At 71.3% G+C, this 18,761-nt stretch carries 17 protein-coding genes and 2 pseudogenes; 10 read left to right on the forward strand and 9 right to left on the reverse strand.

Features of this window, described 5'->3' with window-relative positions; genetic code table 11:
- The 6 genes and pseudogenes from AC08OV_RS06945 to AC08OV_RS06970 all read right to left on the reverse strand — a co-directional run.
- Window positions 1-858: aromatase/cyclase (locus AC08OV_RS06945; protein ID WP_476619462.1), on the reverse strand; the 858-nt coding region annotated here is incomplete at its 3' end.
- A gap of 164 nt (window positions 859-1,022) precedes the next feature.
- Window positions 1,023-1,676 (reverse strand): response regulator, encoded by a 654-nt coding sequence (locus AC08OV_RS06950; RefSeq protein ID WP_476615725.1) that lies wholly within the window; start codon window positions 1,674-1,676, stop codon window positions 1,023-1,025.
- An 8-nt stretch (window positions 1,677-1,684) separates the two neighbouring features.
- Window positions 1,685-2,848 carry a sensor histidine kinase gene (locus AC08OV_RS06955; protein WP_476615726.1) on the reverse strand — a complete coding sequence of 388 codons (1,164 nt, stop codon included), beginning with the start codon at window positions 2,846-2,848 and terminating at the stop codon, window positions 1,685-1,687.
- Window positions 2,849-3,241: 393 nt separating this feature from the next.
- A complete protein-coding gene (locus AC08OV_RS06960; RefSeq protein ID WP_476619463.1) occupies window positions 3,242-4,330 on the reverse strand; it encodes a transposase in 1,089 nt (362 codons plus the stop codon).
- A gap of 550 nt (window positions 4,331-4,880) precedes the next feature.
- Window positions 4,881-5,760 (reverse strand): annotated as a pseudogene (locus tag AC08OV_RS06965) (ISAzo13-like element transposase-related protein); the annotation flags it as partial.
- 102 nt (window positions 5,761-5,862) lie between these two features.
- Window positions 5,863-6,675: a UbiA family prenyltransferase gene (locus tag AC08OV_RS06970; RefSeq protein WP_476613107.1), complete on the reverse strand. Its 813-nt coding sequence runs from the start codon at window positions 6,673-6,675 to the stop codon at window positions 5,863-5,865.
- A gap of 328 nt (window positions 6,676-7,003) precedes the next feature.
- Between AC08OV_RS06970 and AC08OV_RS06975 the strand changes: the two genes are divergently transcribed.
- From AC08OV_RS06975 to AC08OV_RS06985, 3 genes are all read left to right on the forward strand, one after another.
- Window positions 7,004-7,753 (forward strand): AfsR/SARP family transcriptional regulator, encoded by a 750-nt coding sequence (locus AC08OV_RS06975; protein ID WP_476619464.1) that lies wholly within the window; start codon window positions 7,004-7,006, stop codon window positions 7,751-7,753.
- Between the two features lie 55 nt (window positions 7,754-7,808).
- On the forward strand, window positions 7,809-8,555 hold the full coding sequence (locus AC08OV_RS06980; protein WP_476613109.1) for an SDR family NAD(P)-dependent oxidoreductase: 747 nt from the start codon (window positions 7,809-7,811) through the stop codon (window positions 8,553-8,555).
- An 85-nt stretch (window positions 8,556-8,640) separates the two neighbouring features.
- Complete coding sequence (locus AC08OV_RS06985; RefSeq protein ID WP_476613110.1) at window positions 8,641-9,099, forward strand: NUDIX hydrolase; 459 nt, start codon at window positions 8,641-8,643, stop codon at window positions 9,097-9,099.
- Window positions 9,100-9,168: 69 nt separating this feature from the next.
- On the opposite strand, the pseudogene AC08OV_RS06990 reads toward AC08OV_RS06985, so the two are convergent.
- A pseudogene (locus tag AC08OV_RS06990) lies at window positions 9,169-9,511 on the reverse strand (transposase); the annotation flags it as partial.
- A gap of 230 nt (window positions 9,512-9,741) precedes the next feature.
- On the opposite strand from AC08OV_RS06990, the gene AC08OV_RS06995 reads away from it, so the two are divergent.
- The 5 genes from AC08OV_RS06995 to AC08OV_RS07015 all read left to right on the forward strand — a co-directional run bounded on the left by AC08OV_RS06995 (window position 9,742) and on the right by AC08OV_RS07015 (window position 14,518).
- Window positions 9,742-11,010 (forward strand): beta-ketoacyl-[acyl-carrier-protein] synthase family protein, encoded by a 1,269-nt coding sequence (locus AC08OV_RS06995; RefSeq protein ID WP_476613111.1) that lies wholly within the window; start codon window positions 9,742-9,744, stop codon window positions 11,008-11,010.
- Window positions 11,007-12,338 carry a ketosynthase chain-length factor gene (locus tag AC08OV_RS07000; RefSeq protein WP_476613112.1) on the forward strand — a complete coding sequence of 444 codons (1,332 nt, stop codon included), beginning with the start codon at window positions 11,007-11,009 and terminating at the stop codon, window positions 12,336-12,338. The genes AC08OV_RS06995 and AC08OV_RS07000 overlap by 4 nt, the downstream gene beginning before the upstream one ends.
- A 122-nt stretch (window positions 12,339-12,460) precedes the next feature.
- Window positions 12,461-12,724 carry an acyl carrier protein gene (locus AC08OV_RS07005; RefSeq protein WP_476613113.1) on the forward strand — a complete coding sequence of 88 codons (264 nt, stop codon included), beginning with the start codon at window positions 12,461-12,463 and terminating at the stop codon, window positions 12,722-12,724.
- Between the two features lie 11 nt (window positions 12,725-12,735).
- Window positions 12,736-13,674 (forward strand): MBL fold metallo-hydrolase, encoded by a 939-nt coding sequence (locus AC08OV_RS07010; RefSeq protein WP_476613114.1) that lies wholly within the window; start codon window positions 12,736-12,738, stop codon window positions 13,672-13,674.
- A complete protein-coding gene (locus tag AC08OV_RS07015) occupies window positions 13,667-14,518 on the forward strand; it encodes an AfsR/SARP family transcriptional regulator (RefSeq protein ID WP_476613115.1) in 852 nt (283 codons plus the stop codon). The genes AC08OV_RS07010 and AC08OV_RS07015 overlap by 8 nt, the downstream gene beginning before the upstream one ends.
- Here the strand turns inward: AC08OV_RS07015 and rfbA are convergent.
- Window positions 14,490-15,437, reverse strand: coding sequence for a glucose-1-phosphate thymidylyltransferase RfbA (gene rfbA / locus AC08OV_RS07020; protein ID WP_476613116.1), 948 nt, complete (start codon window positions 15,435-15,437; stop codon window positions 14,490-14,492). The genes AC08OV_RS07015 and rfbA overlap by 29 nt on opposite strands.
- Before the next feature lie 321 nt (window positions 15,438-15,758).
- Between rfbA and AC08OV_RS07025 the strand changes: the two genes are divergently transcribed.
- Window positions 15,759-16,235, forward strand: a complete 477-nt coding sequence (locus AC08OV_RS07025) for a nuclear transport factor 2 family protein (RefSeq protein ID WP_476613117.1) — start codon at window positions 15,759-15,761, stop codon at window positions 16,233-16,235.
- A 119-nt stretch (window positions 16,236-16,354) separates the two neighbouring features.
- Here AC08OV_RS07025 and AC08OV_RS07030 read toward each other — a convergent pair whose 3' ends face one another.
- Window positions 16,355-17,137, reverse strand: a complete 783-nt coding sequence (locus AC08OV_RS07030; RefSeq protein ID WP_476613118.1) for an SDR family NAD(P)-dependent oxidoreductase — start codon at window positions 17,135-17,137, stop codon at window positions 16,355-16,357.
- 280 nt (window positions 17,138-17,417) lie between these two features.
- On the opposite strand from AC08OV_RS07030, the gene AC08OV_RS07035 reads away from it, so the two are divergent.
- Window positions 17,418-18,746 (forward strand): NDP-hexose 2,3-dehydratase family protein, encoded by a 1,329-nt coding sequence (locus tag AC08OV_RS07035; RefSeq protein WP_476613119.1) that lies wholly within the window; start codon window positions 17,418-17,420, stop codon window positions 18,744-18,746.
- The last annotated feature ends 15 nt before the right edge of the window (window positions 18,747-18,761 follow it).

Genomic DNA, 18,761 nt, shown 5'->3' on the forward strand with positions numbered 1-18,761 from the left:
TGCGTCGACGGTGACCTCCGGGCCCAGCAGCCGCCCGATCGCCGCCGGGTTCAGTGTCACCGCGTGCCGAGCGACCGCCACGGCGCCGGCCAAGGTGCTGTGCACTGTCCACTCGCCGGTGTGCCCGAGCAGCAGCGCCGGCGGGACGAGCTGCTTGTAGACGATCCGCAGCGGGGGGAAGCAGATCCGGACCGACTCGGTGGTGTGCACCGTCCCCTCGGCGGTGCGGCTGTCCATAGTCATCCACTGCACGTTCGGGACGCCCTCGCGCAGGTCGAGGCGGGCGACGTGGGGTAGCAGCCGGGGCCAGCTCGCGACGTCGTGCAGGAAATCGTAGACCGGGCGCGGGGGGGCGGCGATCTGGACGGTGTCGGTGAAGGTGAAGGTCAGGCCCTCGTGGGCGCGCTCCAGCTCCAGGTTGGCACGCAGCGCGGCGAGTTCGGCGTCGCTGTTGATGTCGACGGCCCGGCGGATCCAGTCGACGTTGCCGGGCAGGTCGTCGACGGCGGCGAAGCCGTGGCGCAGGACGACCAGCGTCTCGGCCGGGGCGGTCGTGATGACGATCCACTCACCGCTCATCGCCGCCACCGGTGCGGTGGGGGTCTCCTGGCGGAAGGTGATCCGTCCGGCGGCCGGGTCCAGGACGCGGCGCGAGGTCCAGGTCCGCACCGCCTCGTTGGTGGTCGCCCAGATCTGGATGCGCTCCTTGGCGCCAACCCGCTCGAGCTGCTCGGCGTGGATGGTCGGGCCAAACGTGAGGGGCCAACCGGTGACGTCCGCCAGCCGGGCGAACACGGCGGCGGCCGGAGCGGCGATCGTTGTCTGGTGCTGGGTCTGGTGCACGTGGGGACCGGTCACGGCGCTCGCCGCTCCTTCCGGGATGGCCGGCGGGACGCTGCCACCGTCGCCGATCCGGCTGGAGCCGGGATGGAACCTCGATCAACCCGGCCCTGGATCCGCCGCGCGGATGCCGTCCGGGATGCGCGTTTCACCCGGATGCGGGTGCCGGCTGGGGGCGCGTGTCAGTCCGGCGCGGGCAGGATGCCGGCGGCGACCGCCTTGTTCACCGCCTCGATCCGCGAGACCGCCCCCAACTTGGTGAAGACGCTGCGCAGGTGCTTCTTGACGGTGGCCTCAGCGAGGAACAGCCGGGCGCCGATCTGCGCGTTGCTCATCGCCTCGGCGGTCAGCCGGAGCACTTCGAGCTCGCGCTCCGAGAGCAGCGACCGCCTGAACGTCGGGCCGAGCAGGCTCTCTCGGGACACGGAAAGGAACACGCGGTCGTGGTCTCCTCGGGCGTCGCGCACCGCGGCGATGAGCTCGCGGCCGCCGACGCTCTTCAGCAGGTAGCCCCGGATGCCCAGCTCGATCAGGCTGCGGACCAGCTCGGCGTTGTCGAAGACGCTCAGGATGACGACGTGCGTGGTCGGGGAGCCGCGCCGGATCAGCGACACGGTCTCCCGGACGTCGCCCCCGGGGATCTCAACGTCGAGCAGCACCACGTCCGGGCGCTCGCGGGCGATGAGCCGCAGCGCGGATTCCTGGTCACCGGCCTCGCCTACCACGCGCAGGTCGAACGTGGTGCCCAGGATCTGGCGCAGCCCGTCCCGCACCAGCGCGTGGTCGTCGACGATGAACACGCGGGTCGGCGCGCCGCCGGTCGTGCACCCGGTCACGCCGCCCATCACAGCGGGCCCAGATGGTCGTCGTGCGCGCCGGGCGTGCTCGAGTCACCGCCCGGCGCCGGCCCGGACAGCGCCGGCCCGGACAGCGCGAGACCCGGCAGCGGCATGATCAGCTCCATAGCCGTGCCGCCCTCGGGCTCGCTGCGCAGGATCAGGTGGCCGCCGAGCAGGGTGGCCCGCTCCTTCATGGCGGTCAGCCCGGTGGCCTGGCCGGTGAGCAGGTCGAGGTCGACCCCGACCCCGTCGTCGCGCACCACGGCGCGTAGCCAGTGCTGGGAGATCTCGAGGCGGACCTGGATGTCGGTGGCCTTCGCGTGGGCGAAGGCGTTGCGCAGCGCCTCCCGGACGATCAGAAACACCTCGTCCCGCAGCACCGGCGGCACCCACCGCTCGTCCCCGATGACCTGTAGCCGCGTGCGCGGGGGAGCGGGGGCCATCGTGTCCAGATAGCCGCTGATCGCGGCCCGCAGGCTTTCCAACGGGGCGTCGTGGCGCAGCTCACCGAGCATCGCCCGGATACTCTCCAGCCCCTCCCGCAACGCGTCGACGGCCCGGTCGACCGTGCCGGCGGCCCGGCCGGGATCGCTGTCCTGGAAGAGGTCGAACAGCTCGAGGTAGCGGTACGCGGCGCTTATCGAGTGCCCGACGCGGTCGTGCACCTCCCGGGCTATCCGGCGGCGCTCGTCGACATGCGCCCGATGAATGTGCTGGAGCAGCGAGACGGCATAACTCGCCGCGCTCTCCCGGATTCTGCGCTGGAGGCTGAGATCGACGGCGAGAACGGCCCGGGACAGTTCTTCCAGGCCGTTCTCGCGGGACGCCAGTTCTTCGGTGAGAACGGTCAGGAAAGAATGAAAGAGGGAGCTCGCGGCGCGCAGCGACACCGCCGGGTGGATTCCGCGTTCGGCACGGGCGGCACCGATCGCCGCCGCCAGTGCGTCGCCGCCCGGATGCGGGGGCTTCGGGCCAGGGGAGAGTCTCGCCAGGACATCGTCGATAATCTGCTCGGCGTGCGCGGCGACCTGTTCCCGGATCGTGGTGTCCTTGAACAGCGGGCTTCGGTCGTGGCGCAGACGGGTTAAGAAGGCTGCGACAATGTCCTCGCGCCGCCGCTCTACCAATGCGACGAGGGTACCGAAGAGCTCACCTTCCCCCATCTCCATGGGGATACCATCCAACCTTTCGGGGCTGCGCCGATGCTCCTTCTGGAGCCAACTATACGCAAGCATCGTGGTCTACGTGGTGCTTCTTGTTTGCATCGCTCACCGGCTGTTCTCCGGAGCAAGAGGATCGGACCGTGAGGCGGCCTACCAGCGCGTCTGTTGTGGTGCGCTTGCGCGCAATGCCACGTAGCCTAAATTGATCATGCGGCGCGGGGGTTGAGTGCGTGGAACCGGATGGTGGGCGGGCTGTCGTGGCGGGTGCTGGCGGCCTCGCCGGTCTTTTTGACCCGGTAGCTGCTGTGCCGGGCGCGTTTGACCGCGCGGGGGCTGGTGCGTTCCCGCCGCGGCGGGATCAGCAGTGTGGCGATCGAGGTGAGCAGGTCCGGGAGCTGGTCAGCCCAGTCCCGAGGGGGGAATGTCCGCCGTCCCGGTGGCGGTACGGCGGATCAGGCGCAGGGTTCTGGTGAACGAGACCCGGTCGGGGTCCAGGTCGGCTGCGGCGGAGGCCTTCGCGGTCAGCGCGCTGATCGCATGGTGGACGATCAGATACGACCAGATCTCCTGGTAGGCCAGGTCCGGTAGCTTCGAGCGCAGGACCCGTCCAGGACCACGCAGATGGGTCTTGAGCTGGTCGTTTCCAGTTTCTTCCTCCCATCGCTGGTGATAGCCGGCGGCCAGCTCGTCGGCCCGGGCGTCCGCCGGGTCGCGGATCGTGGTCAGCAGGACGATCAGTTCGCCGGTGCCGCCACCCGTCCGGTCGGGCACGTCGTACGCCACCACCCGGGCCAGATGGACGACCGGCAGACCGCGGGCGTCGAACGCCTCCGGGACGGCGCCTGCTTCGGCGAGGTCCGCCCCGGCGCGGGCGGCGGCCAGCAGCCGTTCCCGCCGGGCACCGCGCACAGCCGGGCTGACCAGGACAGTCAGATAGGTCCCGTGGTCGAGCACCCGCACCACCGGCAACCCCAGCCCGCCCGGAGCCCGCCACAGCAGCGCCGCCCCGGTCGCCTGCGCGGCATCCCACCCGGCCCAGGAATAGAAACCCCGGTCGGCGGTGAGCAGCTCATCCGCCCGCGGCCGCGGGTACAGCCGTCCGGCCAGGGTCTTCTCCCCGACCCGCCAGGCGCCGACCTCGGCCGCGAGGAAAGCGTGAGTGCCGCACTCGGCCAGCGCCACCACCCGCGCCTTGGGGAACACCGACCGGTTCTCCCCGGACCCGGCCACCCCGACAACCGGGCCGCACACACGGATGTATACCCGCCTACTCGGCTTGGCCCGGTAACGCCCCGACTGCACCCGAGCATGCAGATCCTGCAGGTTGGCCTCCAGGTCCTGCCCGTACTCGGTCCACGTCACCCCGTCCACCCCCGGCGCAGCCTCACGACGGATCGCCCCGTAGGCCTTGCGGAGTCTGGCCAGGTCAACATGGTGCAGCAGCGCGGTGAACCGTGTCCCCTTGTCTCGTCGTGCTGCTTCCCGCACACGATCCAGCGCATTGGACGCCCCTGACCCGACCCTGTGTCCAGGGGGAGTTTTGCTGGCCGTGTTCCCCTTGGCCGACCGTCTTCCCTCCACCATCTCCGCAGTCCCGGCCACAGCCAGTCCCTTATTCGACGGCTTCATCGGTACTACGCGGTCGTCCGACTTCCCGCCCTCGTTCATCCCAGGCGTACCGCCGTCGGCGTTCCCTGGACGGCCCACCCGATGATCAGCCGGATAGGCGAGAGGCGGGATCTCCCGGTTCTCGTGCATGGAGGTTCCGTGCATGCCATGGTTCTTCGACCGCGCGGGGTCCGGCAGCAACTCGCGGTAACGCCGCCGCCGGTATGGCCTTCCGCTACTACAACAGCGTCGGCACCCCGAACACCTTGATTTCGCGGCTCAATGGCCCGGCCTACACATGCCCCTGTCAACGCTTCGCCACGCCCTCGCGGGTCGTCGACGCATGACTCGGGGTCACCGTGGGTCGCTGGCCCTTCGGCATAGAGCTCTCTTATCTCCTCCTCCATGCCGGTTCATCCCGGCGCTTTCTGTAGTTCCACTGCCCGTGCCAGTCATGGGCGGTCAACGGCAGGGTGGCCATGACCTCGTCGGGCACGACGATGCCGGTGTGGCAGGCGCCGGGGTCGAGCTCGGCGCCAGCGGTGTGAGCGAGGGCGGCCAGCCCGGTCTTCCAGGCCCGGACCCGGTAGCCGTTCGCGCCACCGGCATCGGCGGTGATCAGGAGCCGGGTCGCCCTCGGGTAGCGGTGGCGGCCTTCTCCGTCCCACCAGCGGCGCAGGGTCGCGACCGCGAACGCGGCAGTGTCGCCGTCGCAGCCGACCGCCACCCAGCCGGTGTCAGCGGCCAGGTCGTAGATGCCGTAGGGCACCGCCTTGGACGCGTCCTTGGCGGGAAAGTCATGGGTTCGTACCGGCACCGGCTGCCCGGTGCGGTGCCACTCCCGGCCGGCGACCGCGTAGTCCCCAAGGACCTCTTTCTTCTTGGTGTCCACGCTTACCGGGTGCCCGGACCGGGTCAGCTCCCCCGCCAGCATGCGGGGTCGATTTCACCGTCCACCGCAGCGGCGACTCCGGGTCCCCGCGCTGCTCGGGCTCGACCAGTGCCAGCAACGCGCCCACCAGGGACGGGGCTTTCTCCCGCGCCTGTTTACGCCCACCGCCGGCACCCCGGACCCGTCCGGACGGCGGCTGGCCGCTGTCCAACTCCGCTACCCCACGCGAGACGGTGTCCCGCGAGACCCCGGCCGCCCGGGCCACCAGACGGATTCCGCCGTGTCCCAACGCCCTGGCGTCCGCTCCCAGGACCAGCCGCCGCCGACGCTCGTCCAGATGCGGCAGCAACACCGTGAACTTCTCCGCCAGAACCGCCTCGGTCCCTTCCACTCCCGGAACCCTACCCCTACAGGTCATGGTCAAAAGCCGAAGTTATTTTCCGGCGGCTCCCTGGCTGCGGCGTTCCATTCGGCGCGCGATCGCCCGCACCGCCATATCGATCGGTCCCAGCCAAACCCGTTATTGGATGGTTTTTACGAGTACAACGGCATGCACTGCGTACTGCGTCACCATGAAGGCCTGGTAGGGCCGCCGCCGCTGTTTCCTGGTCCCCTCGGCTGCGTGGCCAAGTGTCAGAAAGGCGACGGTCACTCCCCCGGCCTGCAGCATCAACGCGGCCGGGACGAGGTGCACCGCGAACGCGGCGCACGCCCACACCGCGCCTGCGCCGAGCAGCACCGCGTACGCCGCCGTCGTCCACAGGTGCTGGCGCCGGCTGGTCGCGACCGCCGGCCGCCGCCCGGCGGCCACGTCGCCCTCGACGTCGGAGAGGTCCTTGGACCGCGCGCCGACCAGCCCCATCCACGCCGACATCGTGACGACGACGATCCACCAGGCGGCGGGCCGGCCCACGGCCGAACCCGTCACCGCCACAGCACCAGCGTGGAATGTGAGAAGTCCCACGGCAACAATGGACAGCCTGGCCGTCGCGGGCGCGCGTTTGAGGGCCCACGACGGGCCGGAGTAAAGGTAGCCGAGCAGCAGCGCGAGCCAGAGCGCGACACTGAAGGCGGTGCTCAGCCAGAGGCCCACCAGGACGGCGCCCGTGGCCGTGGCCACGGCCACCCGCTGGGCGTGGCGCGGGTCGAGCCCGCCCCGGGCGATCGGCCGCCCGACCCCATTGATCTGGTCCTCGACCACATCCCGCGTGCCGTTGAACAGGTAGGCGAAGGAAATCACCGCCACCCACGCGGCCGTGGCCGGCAGCAGGGTGCCGAGCTCGTCGCGTAGTGGCCGGCCGGTGAGTGCCGCACCGGCCAGGAATCGCAGCACAAAGATGATCTGAACGGTCGGTCGTGCTTCCTGGGCGCAACGAAGAAGCGTGCGCAGCGGGCTCCGCCGCGACTGTCGATGGCTTATCCACATGTCACACCTGCTGCCATGGACAGGATTCTAGGTCGATTGCGTCGTTCGTCCGCGCGCCCGCGGCCACTCGACGTCACTTCCTTGGATGTACCCCTGGTATCGGTTACGGAGTACTCCCCTTGAAATCGTCAGCTGGCCGGCTCTAGGGTCGATCTGGTACCTGGCGCCGAGTGCCGCGCGCCGGCAGCCATGACCGATCGCGAATCCGTGTTGACCGGAAGGTAAATTCTCGGCGATGATCGAGTTTCGTGTTCTTGGCAGCCTGGAGATTGTCCGGCGCGGTGCGGTCGTGGCGCCGACGCCGCCCAAGGTACGTCAGGTCCTCGCGCTGCTCGTGATGAACGTCAATCAGGTCGTGCACGTGGACACGCTCATCGAGGAGCTGTGGGAAAACGAACCGCCGCCGAGCGCGATGACGACTATCCAGACCTACATCTACCATCTGCGCCGTTTCCTGGCCAAGGAGAACCTGGCTGGGCCGGCCGGTGAACTCGTCACGACCAAGGTGCCGGGCTATGTGCTGCGAATCCCAAGCGAACAGGTCGACGAACAGCGGTTCCGCCAGCTCGCCCGGCGGGGTCGCGTGCACCTGGACGACGGCGACCATGTTCAGGCCTCGGCCGCGCTGCGCGGCGCGCTCGCCCTGTGGTCCGGCTCGGCGCTGGCCGATGTTCACCATGGCCGGGTCCTGCAGGCGCAGGTGCTGCGGCTGGACGAGGAACGCCTGCGCACGGTCGAACTGAAGATCCAGGCTGATTTCGCGCTCGGCCTGCATCGCGAGCACATCAGCGAACTTCGCGTGCTGACCTCCACCTATCCGCTGAACGAATGGTTTCACAGCCGGCTCATCGAGGCGCTGGCCCGCACCGGCCGCCGCAGCGAGGCGCTGCAGGCCTACCAGCGGGTGCGGGCCATCCTCGACGACGAGCTCGGGCTCGATCCGTCCCCCGAACTGCAACAGCTCCAGCGGCAGGTGCTGGCGTAGTACCCGTCCCGGCACCGGCGGCGTCCCGCCGGCCGAGTCTCCCCTGGAGGGGTCCATGAGCGCGCAGGCACATCCGGACGGCAACGCCGTCGCTCTCGTCACCGGATCGTCGGCCGGCATCGGGGCGGCGGTCGCGCGCCGGCTCGCCGCGGCCGGGATGCGGGCCGTCGTCAACTCGGCCCGCTCGGTCCAGGAGGGCGAGAAGCTCGCCGCCGAGCTGCCGGACGGACACTATGTCCAGGCCGACATCGCCGATCCCGACCAGGCGCGGGCGCTGGTCGACGCAGCGGTGCGGCACTACGGGCGGCTGGACGCGCTGGTCAACAACGCCGGCGTCACGCAGGTCATCCCGCACCCGGACTTCGCGGCGGCCACCCCGGAGGTCTGGCGGCACATCCTGGACACGAACGTGATCGGCACCTGGCAGATCACCGTCGCGGCGCTGCCATACCTGAGCGCCACCGGTGCCGGCGCCGTGGTCAACATCAGTTCCATCGCCGGCTCGCGGCCGGCGGGCAGCTCCATCTCCTACGCCGTCAGCAAGGCGGCGATCAACCATCTCACCCGGCTGCTCGCCGCAGTGGTCGGGCCGGAGGTCCGCGTCAACGCGGTCGCGCCCGGCCTGATCGACACGCTGTGGACGAAGGACTTCGCCGAGCCCCGCCGCTTCGTCGGCGAGATGTCCCCGCTGCGCCGCATCGGCACCCCCGAGGACGTCGCCGAGACGGTGCTCGGTGTGCTGCGTTCGCCCTACACCACCGGCGAGGTCCTGCTGGCCGACGGCGGCGTGCACCTGCGCTGAGCGCCGGCCCGATCAGGGCCACCGGCATCCGCTGCCAGCCGGGCGCTGCCTGGCCCGTCGAGACGACGATGCTAGGGTTTTCAGCGTGCCGATTGATGGTGAATTCCCACTCAGTCGAAAAGAGTTCGACGATATCTACGGTCGGGTTCCCCGACTCTGCGCCGAGGTCGTCATCCGCGAGAGCCGGGGTGTGCTCCTGGTACGGCGGGACATCGAACCGTGCCGCGGCCAGTGGCATCTTCCTGGCGGCACCGTGTACTTTGGGGAGGCGCTGACCGACGCGGTGCGCCGTATCGCCGCGCGGGAACTCGGCGTCACCGTCGAGGTCGATACCCTGCTCGGGTATATCGAATATCCCGAGATGGCGGCCGGCGGCTATCGCGGCTGGCCGGTTGGGCTGGCCTTCGCCGCCCAGATCACCGGCGGAGCCCTGGTCGGCAGTGACCAAGGCCGGCAGATCGGTTTCTTCTCGGCTCCGCCCGGCGACACGCTCGTCGAGCAGGCCGTCTTCCTCGACCGGCTGGCCCCGGTAGCGTCCAGCTAGTACTGCAACGGCACTTGCTGGTGTCCTCGTCGCTGGTAGTGGCAGCGTCTGGCCTGGTGCTGAGAATGGCTACGGCACAGCCCCTTTTACCTGCTCGGCGCGGACGGCGGCGAGGGTGGCGTAGGCGAGCATGGACAGGGTGATGTGGGCGTACCACGCCCGCCAGTCACGGACCCGGTAGTCGTCCAACCCGCAGGTCTGCTTGGCCTGCTGGAAGCACTCCTCGATCGCCCATCGGGCTCCGGCCACAGCCGCGCGCTGGGCCAGGCTGGTGCGCCGCGGGCCGTGGCAGACGTAGTAGGCCAGCTCACCGCTGGTGCGGTTGCGGCGGGCAAGTAGCCAGTGGCCCCGGCCCGGCCGAGATCCGACACCAGGCCCGGGATGGCAGGGCAGCGATCAGCTCGTCGACCTTCGCACCTCACAGACCATCCACCACGACTACCAAGTGCTGTTGCAATACCAGCCCCGCCCGCGGAACCAGCACGCACCAGAACCAGCGCGCCTGCGGAACCAGTATCGCAGGAGAAAAACGGCCTCCCGCCACCCGGCGAAAGCGGCTTTCGAGTGCGCTTCTAGGCGGCCGCAGCAATGTGACGCCTGGCTGCTTACCGGGAAGTCGTCCACAGGGCGAGGAGGTGCCGGGTGTCTCGGCGTGTCGTGATCACCGGAATCGGGGTACGCGCCCCCAGCGGGAACGGTGTGAAACAGTTCTGGGACCTGATGACGTCGGGCCGCACGGCCACCCGCCGGATCAGCTTCTTCGATCCCGCTCCGTACCGTTCCCAGATCGCCGGAGAATGTGATTTCGACCCGGCGGGGGAGGGCCTGTCGGCCCGCGAGATCCGCCGGATGGACCGGGCCACCCAGCTCGCGGTGGTCTCTGCCAGGGAGGCCGTCGAGGACAGCGGCCTGGACCTCACCGCCCTCCTGCCCGAACGGGTGGGGGTGAGCCTGGGCAGCGCGGTGGCCGCGGCCACCAGCCTGGAGCGGGAGTACCTGGTGCTCTCCGACGCGGGCCGGCAGTGGCGAGTCGACCCCGGCTACCTCTCCCCGCACATGTACGATTATCTGTCCCCGGGTGCGTTCCCCGCCGAGGTCGCCTGGGCGGTCGGCGCCGAGGGGCCGGTGACGATGGTCTCCGACGGCTGCACCTCAGGCCTGGACGCACTCGGCTACGCCCGGGCGCTCATCGAGGAGGGCAGCGCCGACGTGTTCGTGGCCGGCGCCGCGGACGCGCCAATCACGCCGATCGTGGTGTCCTGCTTCGACGCGATCCGGGCCACCACCGATCGCAACGACGAGGCGGCCACCGCCTCGCGGCCCTTCGACCGGACCCGCAACGGCTTCGTGCTCGCCGAGGGCGCGGCGATGTTCGTCCTGGAGGAGCGCGAGCGGGCCCGCGCCCGCGGCGCGCACGCCTACGCCGAGATCACCGGCTACGCGAACCGGCTTAACGCCTACCACATGACCGGCCTGAAGACGGACGGCCGGGAGATGGCCGAGGCGATCCGGCTGGCGCTGGCGCAGTCCCGGACCGACCCCACCGAGGTCGACTACATCAACGCGCACGGCTCGGGCACCCGGCAGAACGACCGGCACGAGACGGCGGCCTACAAGCGCAGCCTGGGGGCGCACGCCTACCGGACGCCGGTCAGCTCGATCAAGTCGATGGTGGGCCACTCGCTGGGGGCCATCGGCTCGATCGAGATCGCGGCCAGCGCGCTGGCGATCGAGCGCGGCGTCATCCCGCCGACCGCGAACCTGCACGAGGCCGATCCCGAGTGCGACCTGGACTACGTGCCGCGCGAGGCCCGCGAGGCCCGGGTCGGCACCGTGCTGTCGGTGGGCAGCGGTTTCGGTGGCTTCCAGACCGCGGTCGTGCTGCGTCGCCCGTGGGACGCGGACCGATGACCGGGCCGGTTGACGGATCCGCGGTCGGACCGGCAGGCGGCCTGGCGGACGACGCGGTGCTGGTCACCGGCCTCGGCCCGATCACGCCGAACGGGCTCGGCGTCGAGCCGTTCTGGGCGGCGACGCTCGCCGGCCGGCACGGCATCCGCGAGATCAGCTCCTTTGACCCGGTGGGCTACCCCGCCGTGCTCGCCGGCCAGATCGACGGCTTCGAGGCTGCCGAGCATCTGCCCAACCGGCTGCTCCCGCAGACGGACGTGTCGACCCGGTACGCGCTGGCCGCGGCCTCGCTCGCGCTCGCCGACGCCGCGCTCGACCCGGCGGCGCAGCCCGACTACAGCATGGGCGTGATCACCTCGAATGCCACCGGTGGCTTCGAGTTCACCCACCGGGAGTTCCAGAAGCTCTGGACGCAGGGCCCCGAGGCGGTGAGCGTGTACGAGTCGTTCGCCTGGTTCTACGCGGTGAACACCGGGCAGATCTCGATCCGGCACGGGCTGCGCGGGCCGGGCGCCGCCCTGGTCGCTGACCAGGCCGGCGGCCTGCAGGCGCTCGGCCACGCCCGGCGCACCGTCCGCTCCGGCACGGCGCTGGTGGTCACCGGCGGGGTCGACTCGGCGCTGGACCCCTGGGGCTGGGCGTCCCAGCTCTCCAGCGGGCTGGTAAGCCGGTCCCGCGACCCGGAGCGGTCCTACCTCCCGTTCGACCGGCGCGGCACCGGCTACGTGCCGGGCGAGGGCGGCGCCATCCTCGTCCTGGAGTCCGCTGCCTCCGCCCGCGCCCGCGGTGTCCTCGGCTACGGCGAGATCATCGGCCAGGCGACGTCGTTCGACCCCCGGCCCGGCTCTGGCCGCCCGCCGGCCCTGCGGCGCACCGCGGAACTCGCGCTGGCCGACGCCGGGATCGGCCCTGACGAGGTGGATGTCGTCTTCGCGGACGCCGCCGGCAGCGCCGAGCTCGACGCGGTGGAGGCGGCCGCGATCGGTTCCGTCTTCGGCCCCCGCGGGGTGCCGGTCGCCGCGCCGAAGTCCCTCGTCGGGCGGCTCTACTCGGGCGGCGGCCCGCTGGATCTGGTGTGCGCGCTGCTCGCCATCCGGGACAGTGTGGTGCCGCCGGCCGCCGCCGCGACGCTGCCCGCGAGGGAGTACGAGCTCGACCTGGTCACCGGCGTCCCGCGGTCGCTGCCGGTGCGCACCGCCCTCGTCCTCGCCCGGGGCAGGTGGGGGTTCAACGCCGCGCTGGTCGTGCGCGCCGTTGCCGGCCAGCCCCCGCGCCGGCCATCGCACCGGCGACCAACGTCGCCGCCAGCTGACGGTGCAACCAGCTGACGCCGCAACCGGACGACGCCGCAGCCCTGAGGGGCGGCCCGGCCCGAGGACAGCGCTACCAGTCACGCGCCACCGGCTGGCAGCGCCGCCAAACCACAGACGGCACCAGCCAAGGAGATGCCATGCCCGCACTGACCATCGGCGAACTACACAGACTGCTCGTCGAATGCGCCGGCGACAGCGAGAACGCGGGCTCGCCGGACGAGATCATCGACCTCCCGTTCGAGGGGATGGGCTACGACTCGCTCGCGCTGATCGAGACGGCAGCCCGGATCAAGCGGGAGACCGGCGTCGAGATCGCAGACGACGAGGTCGCGAACCTGCGCACGCCGCGGGAGATGCTCGACGCCGTCAACAGCATCGCCGGATCGAGCCGGCCGGCGTGAGCGTGTCACCCGTGAGCGCGTCGTCCACCGATGTGTCCCCCGTCAGCGCGGTCCCGAGGATGACCGAGGTCGCCGAGGACGTCTTCGCCTACGTCCAGCCGAACGGCGGTTGGTGCCTGAACAACGCCGGCCTGATCGTCGGGCCCGCGGGGGTCGTGGTGGTGGACACCGCCGCGACCGAGCGCCGCGCCCGGCAGCTGCGCGCGGCGGTCGACAACCTGGGCACCGCCGGCCACCACACCGTGGTCAACACGCACTTCCACAGCGATCACGTCTTCGGGAACTCCTTCTTCGCCCCGGAGGCGGCGATCATCGCCCATGAGCGGGCTCGGACGGAGATCACCGAGACGGGCCTGGGCATCACCCGGCTGTGGCCCGACGTCGCGTGGGGCGAGATCCAGGTGACCCTGCCGACCCTGACCATCCAGGACCGGGCAACGCTGCACATCGGCGACCGGCGGGCCGAGATGATCTTCGTGGGTCCCGCGCACACCACCAACGACCTCGTCGTCTGGCTGCCGGAGGAGCGCGTGCTTTTCGCCGGCGACGTGCTGCTCAGCGGCTGCACCCCGTTCAACCTGATGGGTTCGGTCAGCGGGGCGCTGCGCGCACTCGAGGTGCTGCGCGGCCTCTGCCCGCAGACCGTGGTGTGCGGGCACGGCGAGATCTGCGGCCCCGAGATCATCGAGCGCACCGAGGCCTACCCGCACTGGGTGCGGGCGGCGGCGGCCGAGGGGTTCGGCGCCGGCCTCGCGCCGCTGGAGGTCGCCCGTGAGCTCGGTGCCCACCTCTACACCGACCTGCTCGGCCCGGAGCGGGTGGTGGGCAACCTGCACCGCGCCTACGCCGGGCTCGGCGGCGCCGAGCCCGGCGAGCGGCTGGACGTGGTCGCCGTATTCGGGGAGATGATCGAGTTCAACGGCGGGAAGCGGCCGACCTGCCTTGCCTGAGCCACGCCTGCCCGAGCCGCACCAGTCGGAGCCGGGCCCGCCGGAGCCGGGCTTCCGGGTGCTCGGGCCGCTGGAGGTCCTGCGGGATGGGCGGGAGAGCACCCCGAGCGCGCCGAAGGTCCGGCAGGTGCTTGCGCTGCTGGTGGTCCGGGCAAACCAGATCGTCGACAGCGCCGCGCTGACCGAGGAGCTGTGGGGGGACACGCCGCCGCGCAGCGCGCCGGCGACCGTCCAGACCTACGTCTACCACCTGCGCCGGTTCTTCCAGCGCGAGGGCATCACCGGCGCCGGCGAGCAGATCCTGCACACACGGCCGCCCGGGTACCTGCTCGCGCTGCGCCCCGAGCAGGTCGACCTGCGGGAGTTCCACCGGCTCGCCCGGCAGGGCCGGGCGCAGGCCGAGCGCGGGCACACCGGCGCGGCGGCGGCCAGCCTGCGCGCCGCGCTGGGGCTGTGGCGCGGCCGCCCGCTCACCAACGTGCACCCGGGCCCGCGGCTGGCGGCCTACCTGGTGGACCTGGAGGCGCAGCGGATGGCGGCACTGCGGTTGCGCATCCAGGCCGACCTGGAGCTCGGGCAGGGCCAGGACCTGGTCGGTGAGCTGCGGTCGCTGGCCGTCGCCCACCCGTTCGACGAGTGGTTGCACGCGCGGCTCATCGAGGTACTGCTGCGCGGCGGGCGCCGCGGCGACGCGCTGGAGGTCTACCGGCGGCTGCGGCGCACCCTCGGCCGGGAACTGGGCCTGGACCCGTCCCCGGACCTGCGTGCGCTGCACCGGGCCATCGTGACGCGGGACGTCGTCGCGCAGGACATCGTCAGGGCCGAGACCCGGCACCCGCGCTGAGCGCCGGCCGGGCCGCGGCGACCTCCATCGCCGCGGCCTCTGCCGCCTGGCCCTCTGCCGCCGCGACCTCCATCACGTACTGGCCGTAGCGCGAGTGGGCGAGGCGCTCGCCCAGCCGGTGGCACTCGGCCCGAGTGATGAACCCCATCCGCAGTGCGATCTCCTCGACGCAGGCGATGCGTACCCCCTGGCGGCGCTCCAGGATCTGCACGTACACCCCGGCTTCGAGCAGCGAGTCGTGGGTTCCGGTGTCCAGCCAGGCGAAGCCGCGCCCAAGATCCTCCAGTCGGGCCCGGTCGCGGTCCAGGTATACGCGGTTGACGTCGGTGATCTCCAGCTCGCCCCGGGCCGAGGGGCGCAGGTTCCTGGCGATGTCGAGCACCTCGTTGTCGTAGAAGTAGAGCCCGGTGATCGCCCGGTTGGACCGGGGCCAGCGCGGCTTCTCCTCGATCGAAACCAGCCGGCCCGCGCCGTCGACCTCGCCGACGCCGTACCGCTCGGGATCGCTGACCGGGTAGCCGAACAGGACGCACCCGTCTACCGTGCGGCTGCTGGCCTGCAGCAGGGCGGAGAAGCCCGGCCCATAGAAGATGTTGTCGCCGAGGATGAGCGCCGCGCTGTCGGTGCCCACGTGGTCCGCGCCGACGACGAACGCGTGGGCGATGCCGCGAGGGGAGTCCTGCGCGGCGTAGGACAGCTGCAGGCCCAGCGTGCTGCCGTCGCCGAGCAGCCGGCGGAACCCGGGCAGATCCTCGGGGCCGGAGATGATGAGGATCTCGCGGATGTCCGCGAGCATCAGCACCGACAGCGGGTAGTAGATCATGGGCTTGTCGTAGACCGCGAGCAGCTGCTTCGAGACGCCCTGGGTGACCGGGAACAGCCGCGTCCCGCGGCCGCCGGCCAGAATGATGCCCTTCATGTCCCGCCCTCTCCCGCACTTTCCCACCCGCCGGTGGTCGCTAGTGCGGCCAGGCTGGCGATCGCGGGTAGACGGCTGCTCGAACCGCGGTACAGCCCCAGCGCCCTGGCCCTCCCTGCGCCCAACCGTTCGGTGGCCCGGCCGTCCCGGCGGCCCAACCTTCCCGGCGGCCCAACCTTCCCGGCGGCCCGACCTTCCCGGCCGCCCGGGTGCGGATGGGTGGCAGCCGGTTCGACGGGCCGTCGAGCCGGCGTCGACCGTGCTGGGCGAGCCTCGGGCAAGGCGCCGGCCGCACCGGCCGCGGCCCCGAGAGGAGAGGTCATGTCCGGTTTCGAGGTCTCGTCCGCGCTGTACGCGGAGGTGCTGCACTTCTACGGCCGGCAGATGCGGGCGCTCGACCGCGGCGACTTCGCCCGGTACGCGGCAACGTTCACCACCGACGGCGTCTTCCAGCACTCGCCCGGCCTGCCGCCGGCCCGGACCAGACCGGGCATCGTCGCGGCGCTGGAGGATTTCCACCTCAGGTTCCGTGACGACCCCGTCCAGCGGAGGCACTGGTTCAACCACGTGGAGCTGGAGCTCGCCGCTGACGGGTCGATCATCTCGACCTGCTACGCCCTGATCATCACGACCCGCCCCGGCGGGCGCCCGGACGTCGGGCCGAGCTGCGAGGTGCACGACGTGCTGGTGCGCGAGGCGGGCGGCCTGCTGACCCGTTCCCGCCGCGTCGAACACGACAAGGACTTCGCCGCCCCGGACGTCGCCGCGCCAGAGGCCGCCGCCGTCACCACTGCGTGAGGCCGGCGTTGGACGAGGCCGGGCGCGCGGAGTGGGGCGCGCGCCCGGCCTCCGGCGCGGTGCCGCCGCCAGGGCCAGCCACCGGCCTCAGTGGTCGCCGGCCCCGGCAGCCGCCGGGCTCAGTAGTTGCCCAGCCCGCCGCACACGTTGAGGGCCTGCGCCGTGACGGCCGCGGCCCCGTCGCCGACCAGGTACTCGACCATCGCCGCGACCTCCTCGACGTCGACGTAGCGCCCGATCGGCACGCGCGCGGTGACCCGGTCGTACGCCTCCTCCTCGGACACCTCCCAGATTCGCGAGTAGTGCGCCCGGATCGCCTCGGCCATCGGCGTCTCGACGAAGCCCGGGCACACGGCGTTCACCGTGATCCCGGTCTTGGCCAGCTCCAGGCCGAGTGACTTGGTGAAGCCGACCACGGCGTGCTTCGAGGTGGAGTACGGCGTCCCCCAGATCACGCCCTGCTTGCCGCCGGTCGAGGCGATGTTGATGATCCGCCCGTGCCCGCGGGTGAGCAGCCCGCCGGTGGTCAGCACCTCGCGGGTGACCCGGAAGACGCTGTTGACGTTGGTGTTGATGACGTCCAGCCAGGTCTCCTCCGGTACGTCGACGGTGACCCCACCGCCGCTGCGCCCGGCGTTGTTGACCAGCACGTCGACCGGGCCGAACCCGGCGACGACCGCGCGGACCAGCTCGGCGATCTGGGCCGGCTCGCGCACGTCGCACACGCTGCCGGCGGCCTCGACGTCCTCCCCGCGCAGCGTTTCGACCGTCTTGTTCACACCGTCCGCGGTGCGGGCGCAGATGTGCACCCGGTGACCGAGCCGGCCTAGCCGGCGGGCGACCGCGAGGCCGATGCCGCTGGTTGCTCCGGTGACCAGGGCGACAGGTGAGTTGTCCGCCATCGGTTCTCCATTCCTTCAGGCGCGGGACGCGCTCCGGCGGGCGCGGGGACACGGGTGCGCGACCAGCGTCACCAGTCCGCGTCGAGCCCCGTTCGAACCCACCTGGAAGAGCGCTGCCATCCGCCTGGACCCGCGCCGCCGGCCCGGCCCGGCGTCCCGGCGGCGCCCGCGCCGGGCCGTCTCGAGCGGGACGGCAGTGATGCTCGAGCGGGATGCCGAAGCCTTTGCCCTGGATCCAGGACGAGGTGGTCCAGAACGGTTCCAGCCGAGGGAGGCATCCGTGGTCCCCGAGATCGCAGCATTCGACGACTGGTTCGACGAGCGTGAACGCGCGAACGAGTTCCGGGTCACCCGCACGCCCCTGGACCGCCTCGACGGCTGGCACTTCGCCGCCGACACCGGTGACCTGGTGCATCGCAGCGGCCGGTTCTTCGCCATCCACGGTCTGGAGATCAGCACCGATCACCGCGAGGTGCCGAGCTGGTCGCAGCCCATCATCCGGCAGCCGGAGATCGGCATCCTCGGCCTGCTGGTCCGGCGATTCGACGGGGTCTGGCACCTGCTCATGCAGGCGAAGATGGAGCCCGGGAACGTGAACCTGGTCCAGCTCTCGCCGACGGTGCAGGCGACCCGCAGCAACTACAGCCGGGTACACCAGGGCAGCGCGGTGCCGTACCTGGAGCACTTCCTCGCGCCGCGGGCCGGGCGCGCCGCCTTCGACGCGCTCCAGTCCGAGCAGGGCTCGTGGTTCCTCAACAAGCGGAACCGGAACATGATCGTGGAGCTCACCGAGGACGTGCCGGTGCTGCCGGACTTCCGCTGGGTGGCCCTCGACGAGCTCGGCGGCCTGCTGCGCCGCGACAACCTGGTGAACATGGACGCCCGCACGGTGCTGTCCGGCCTGCCGTTCCTGAGCCCGGCCCTCGGCGGCGAGGACCCGGACGCAGGTGCCCGGAACACCACCGAGCAGCTGCTGAGCTGGTTCACCGAGGCGAAGGCGCGCTACCGCCTGGATCGCCGGGTGCTGCCGCTGTCGCGGGTGCCCGGCTGGGTCCGCGCCGGTGGGGTGATCGAGCACGAGCGGGGCCGGTACTTCACGGTCATAGGCGTTGACGTGCGGGCCAGCAACCGCGAGGTGGGCAGCTGGTCGCAGCCGATGATCGCCCCCTGCGACCGCGGGCTGATCGGGTTCCTGAGCCGGCGGATCAACGGCGTCCAGCACGTGCTGGTGCAGGCCCGGACCGAGGCCGGGACCTCGGACGTGGTCGAGATGTCCCCGACGGTGAACTGCATCCCGGCGAACTACGCCGGCAGCCCGCCCGGCCTGCGTCCACGCTACCTGGACCAGATCCACGCCGCGCCGGCCAGCGCGATCCAGCTCGACGTCGTGCACTCCGAGGAGGGCGGGCGGTTCTTCCAGGCGGAGAACCGCTATGTCGTCGTCGAGGTGGACGACGCCTTCTCCGAGGATGTGCCGGAGGACTTCATCTGGATGCGCCCGGAGCAGCTGCGTGGCTTCCTCCGCTACGGCAACTACGTGAACGTCGCGGCCCGCTGCCTGCTCGCCTGCATGACCATGGTCAGCCCCGCCGCGTCCGCGGCCCGCTGATCGGCTGGACCGCCC

Source organism: Frankia sp. CeTa3Moorea (assembly GCF_978021225.1).

Excerpts from the sequence above, each read along its gene's own strand:
- AC08OV_RS06955 (WP_476615726.1), bottom strand. The coding sequence starts at position 2,848 with ATGGAGATGGGGGAAGGTGAGCTCTTCGGTACCCTCGTCGCATTGGTA.
- AC08OV_RS06975 (WP_476619464.1), top strand. The coding sequence starts at position 7,004 with ATGATCGAGTTTCGTGTTCTTGGCAGCCTGGAGATTGTCCGGCGCGGT.
- AC08OV_RS06980 (WP_476613109.1), top strand. The coding sequence starts at position 7,809 with ATGAGCGCGCAGGCACATCCGGACGGCAACGCCGTCGCTCTCGTCACC.
- AC08OV_RS07000 (WP_476613112.1), top strand. The coding sequence starts at position 11,007 with ATGACCGGGCCGGTTGACGGATCCGCGGTCGGACCGGCAGGCGGCCTG.
- AC08OV_RS07005 (WP_476613113.1), top strand. The coding sequence starts at position 12,461 with ATGCCCGCACTGACCATCGGCGAACTACACAGACTGCTCGTCGAATGC.
- rfbA (WP_476613116.1), bottom strand. The coding sequence starts at position 15,437 with ATGAAGGGCATCATTCTGGCCGGCGGCCGCGGGACGCGGCTGTTCCCG.
- AC08OV_RS07025 (WP_476613117.1), top strand. The coding sequence starts at position 15,759 with ATGTCCGGTTTCGAGGTCTCGTCCGCGCTGTACGCGGAGGTGCTGCAC.
- AC08OV_RS07030 (WP_476613118.1), bottom strand. The coding sequence starts at position 17,137 with ATGGCGGACAACTCACCTGTCGCCCTGGTCACCGGAGCAACCAGCGGC.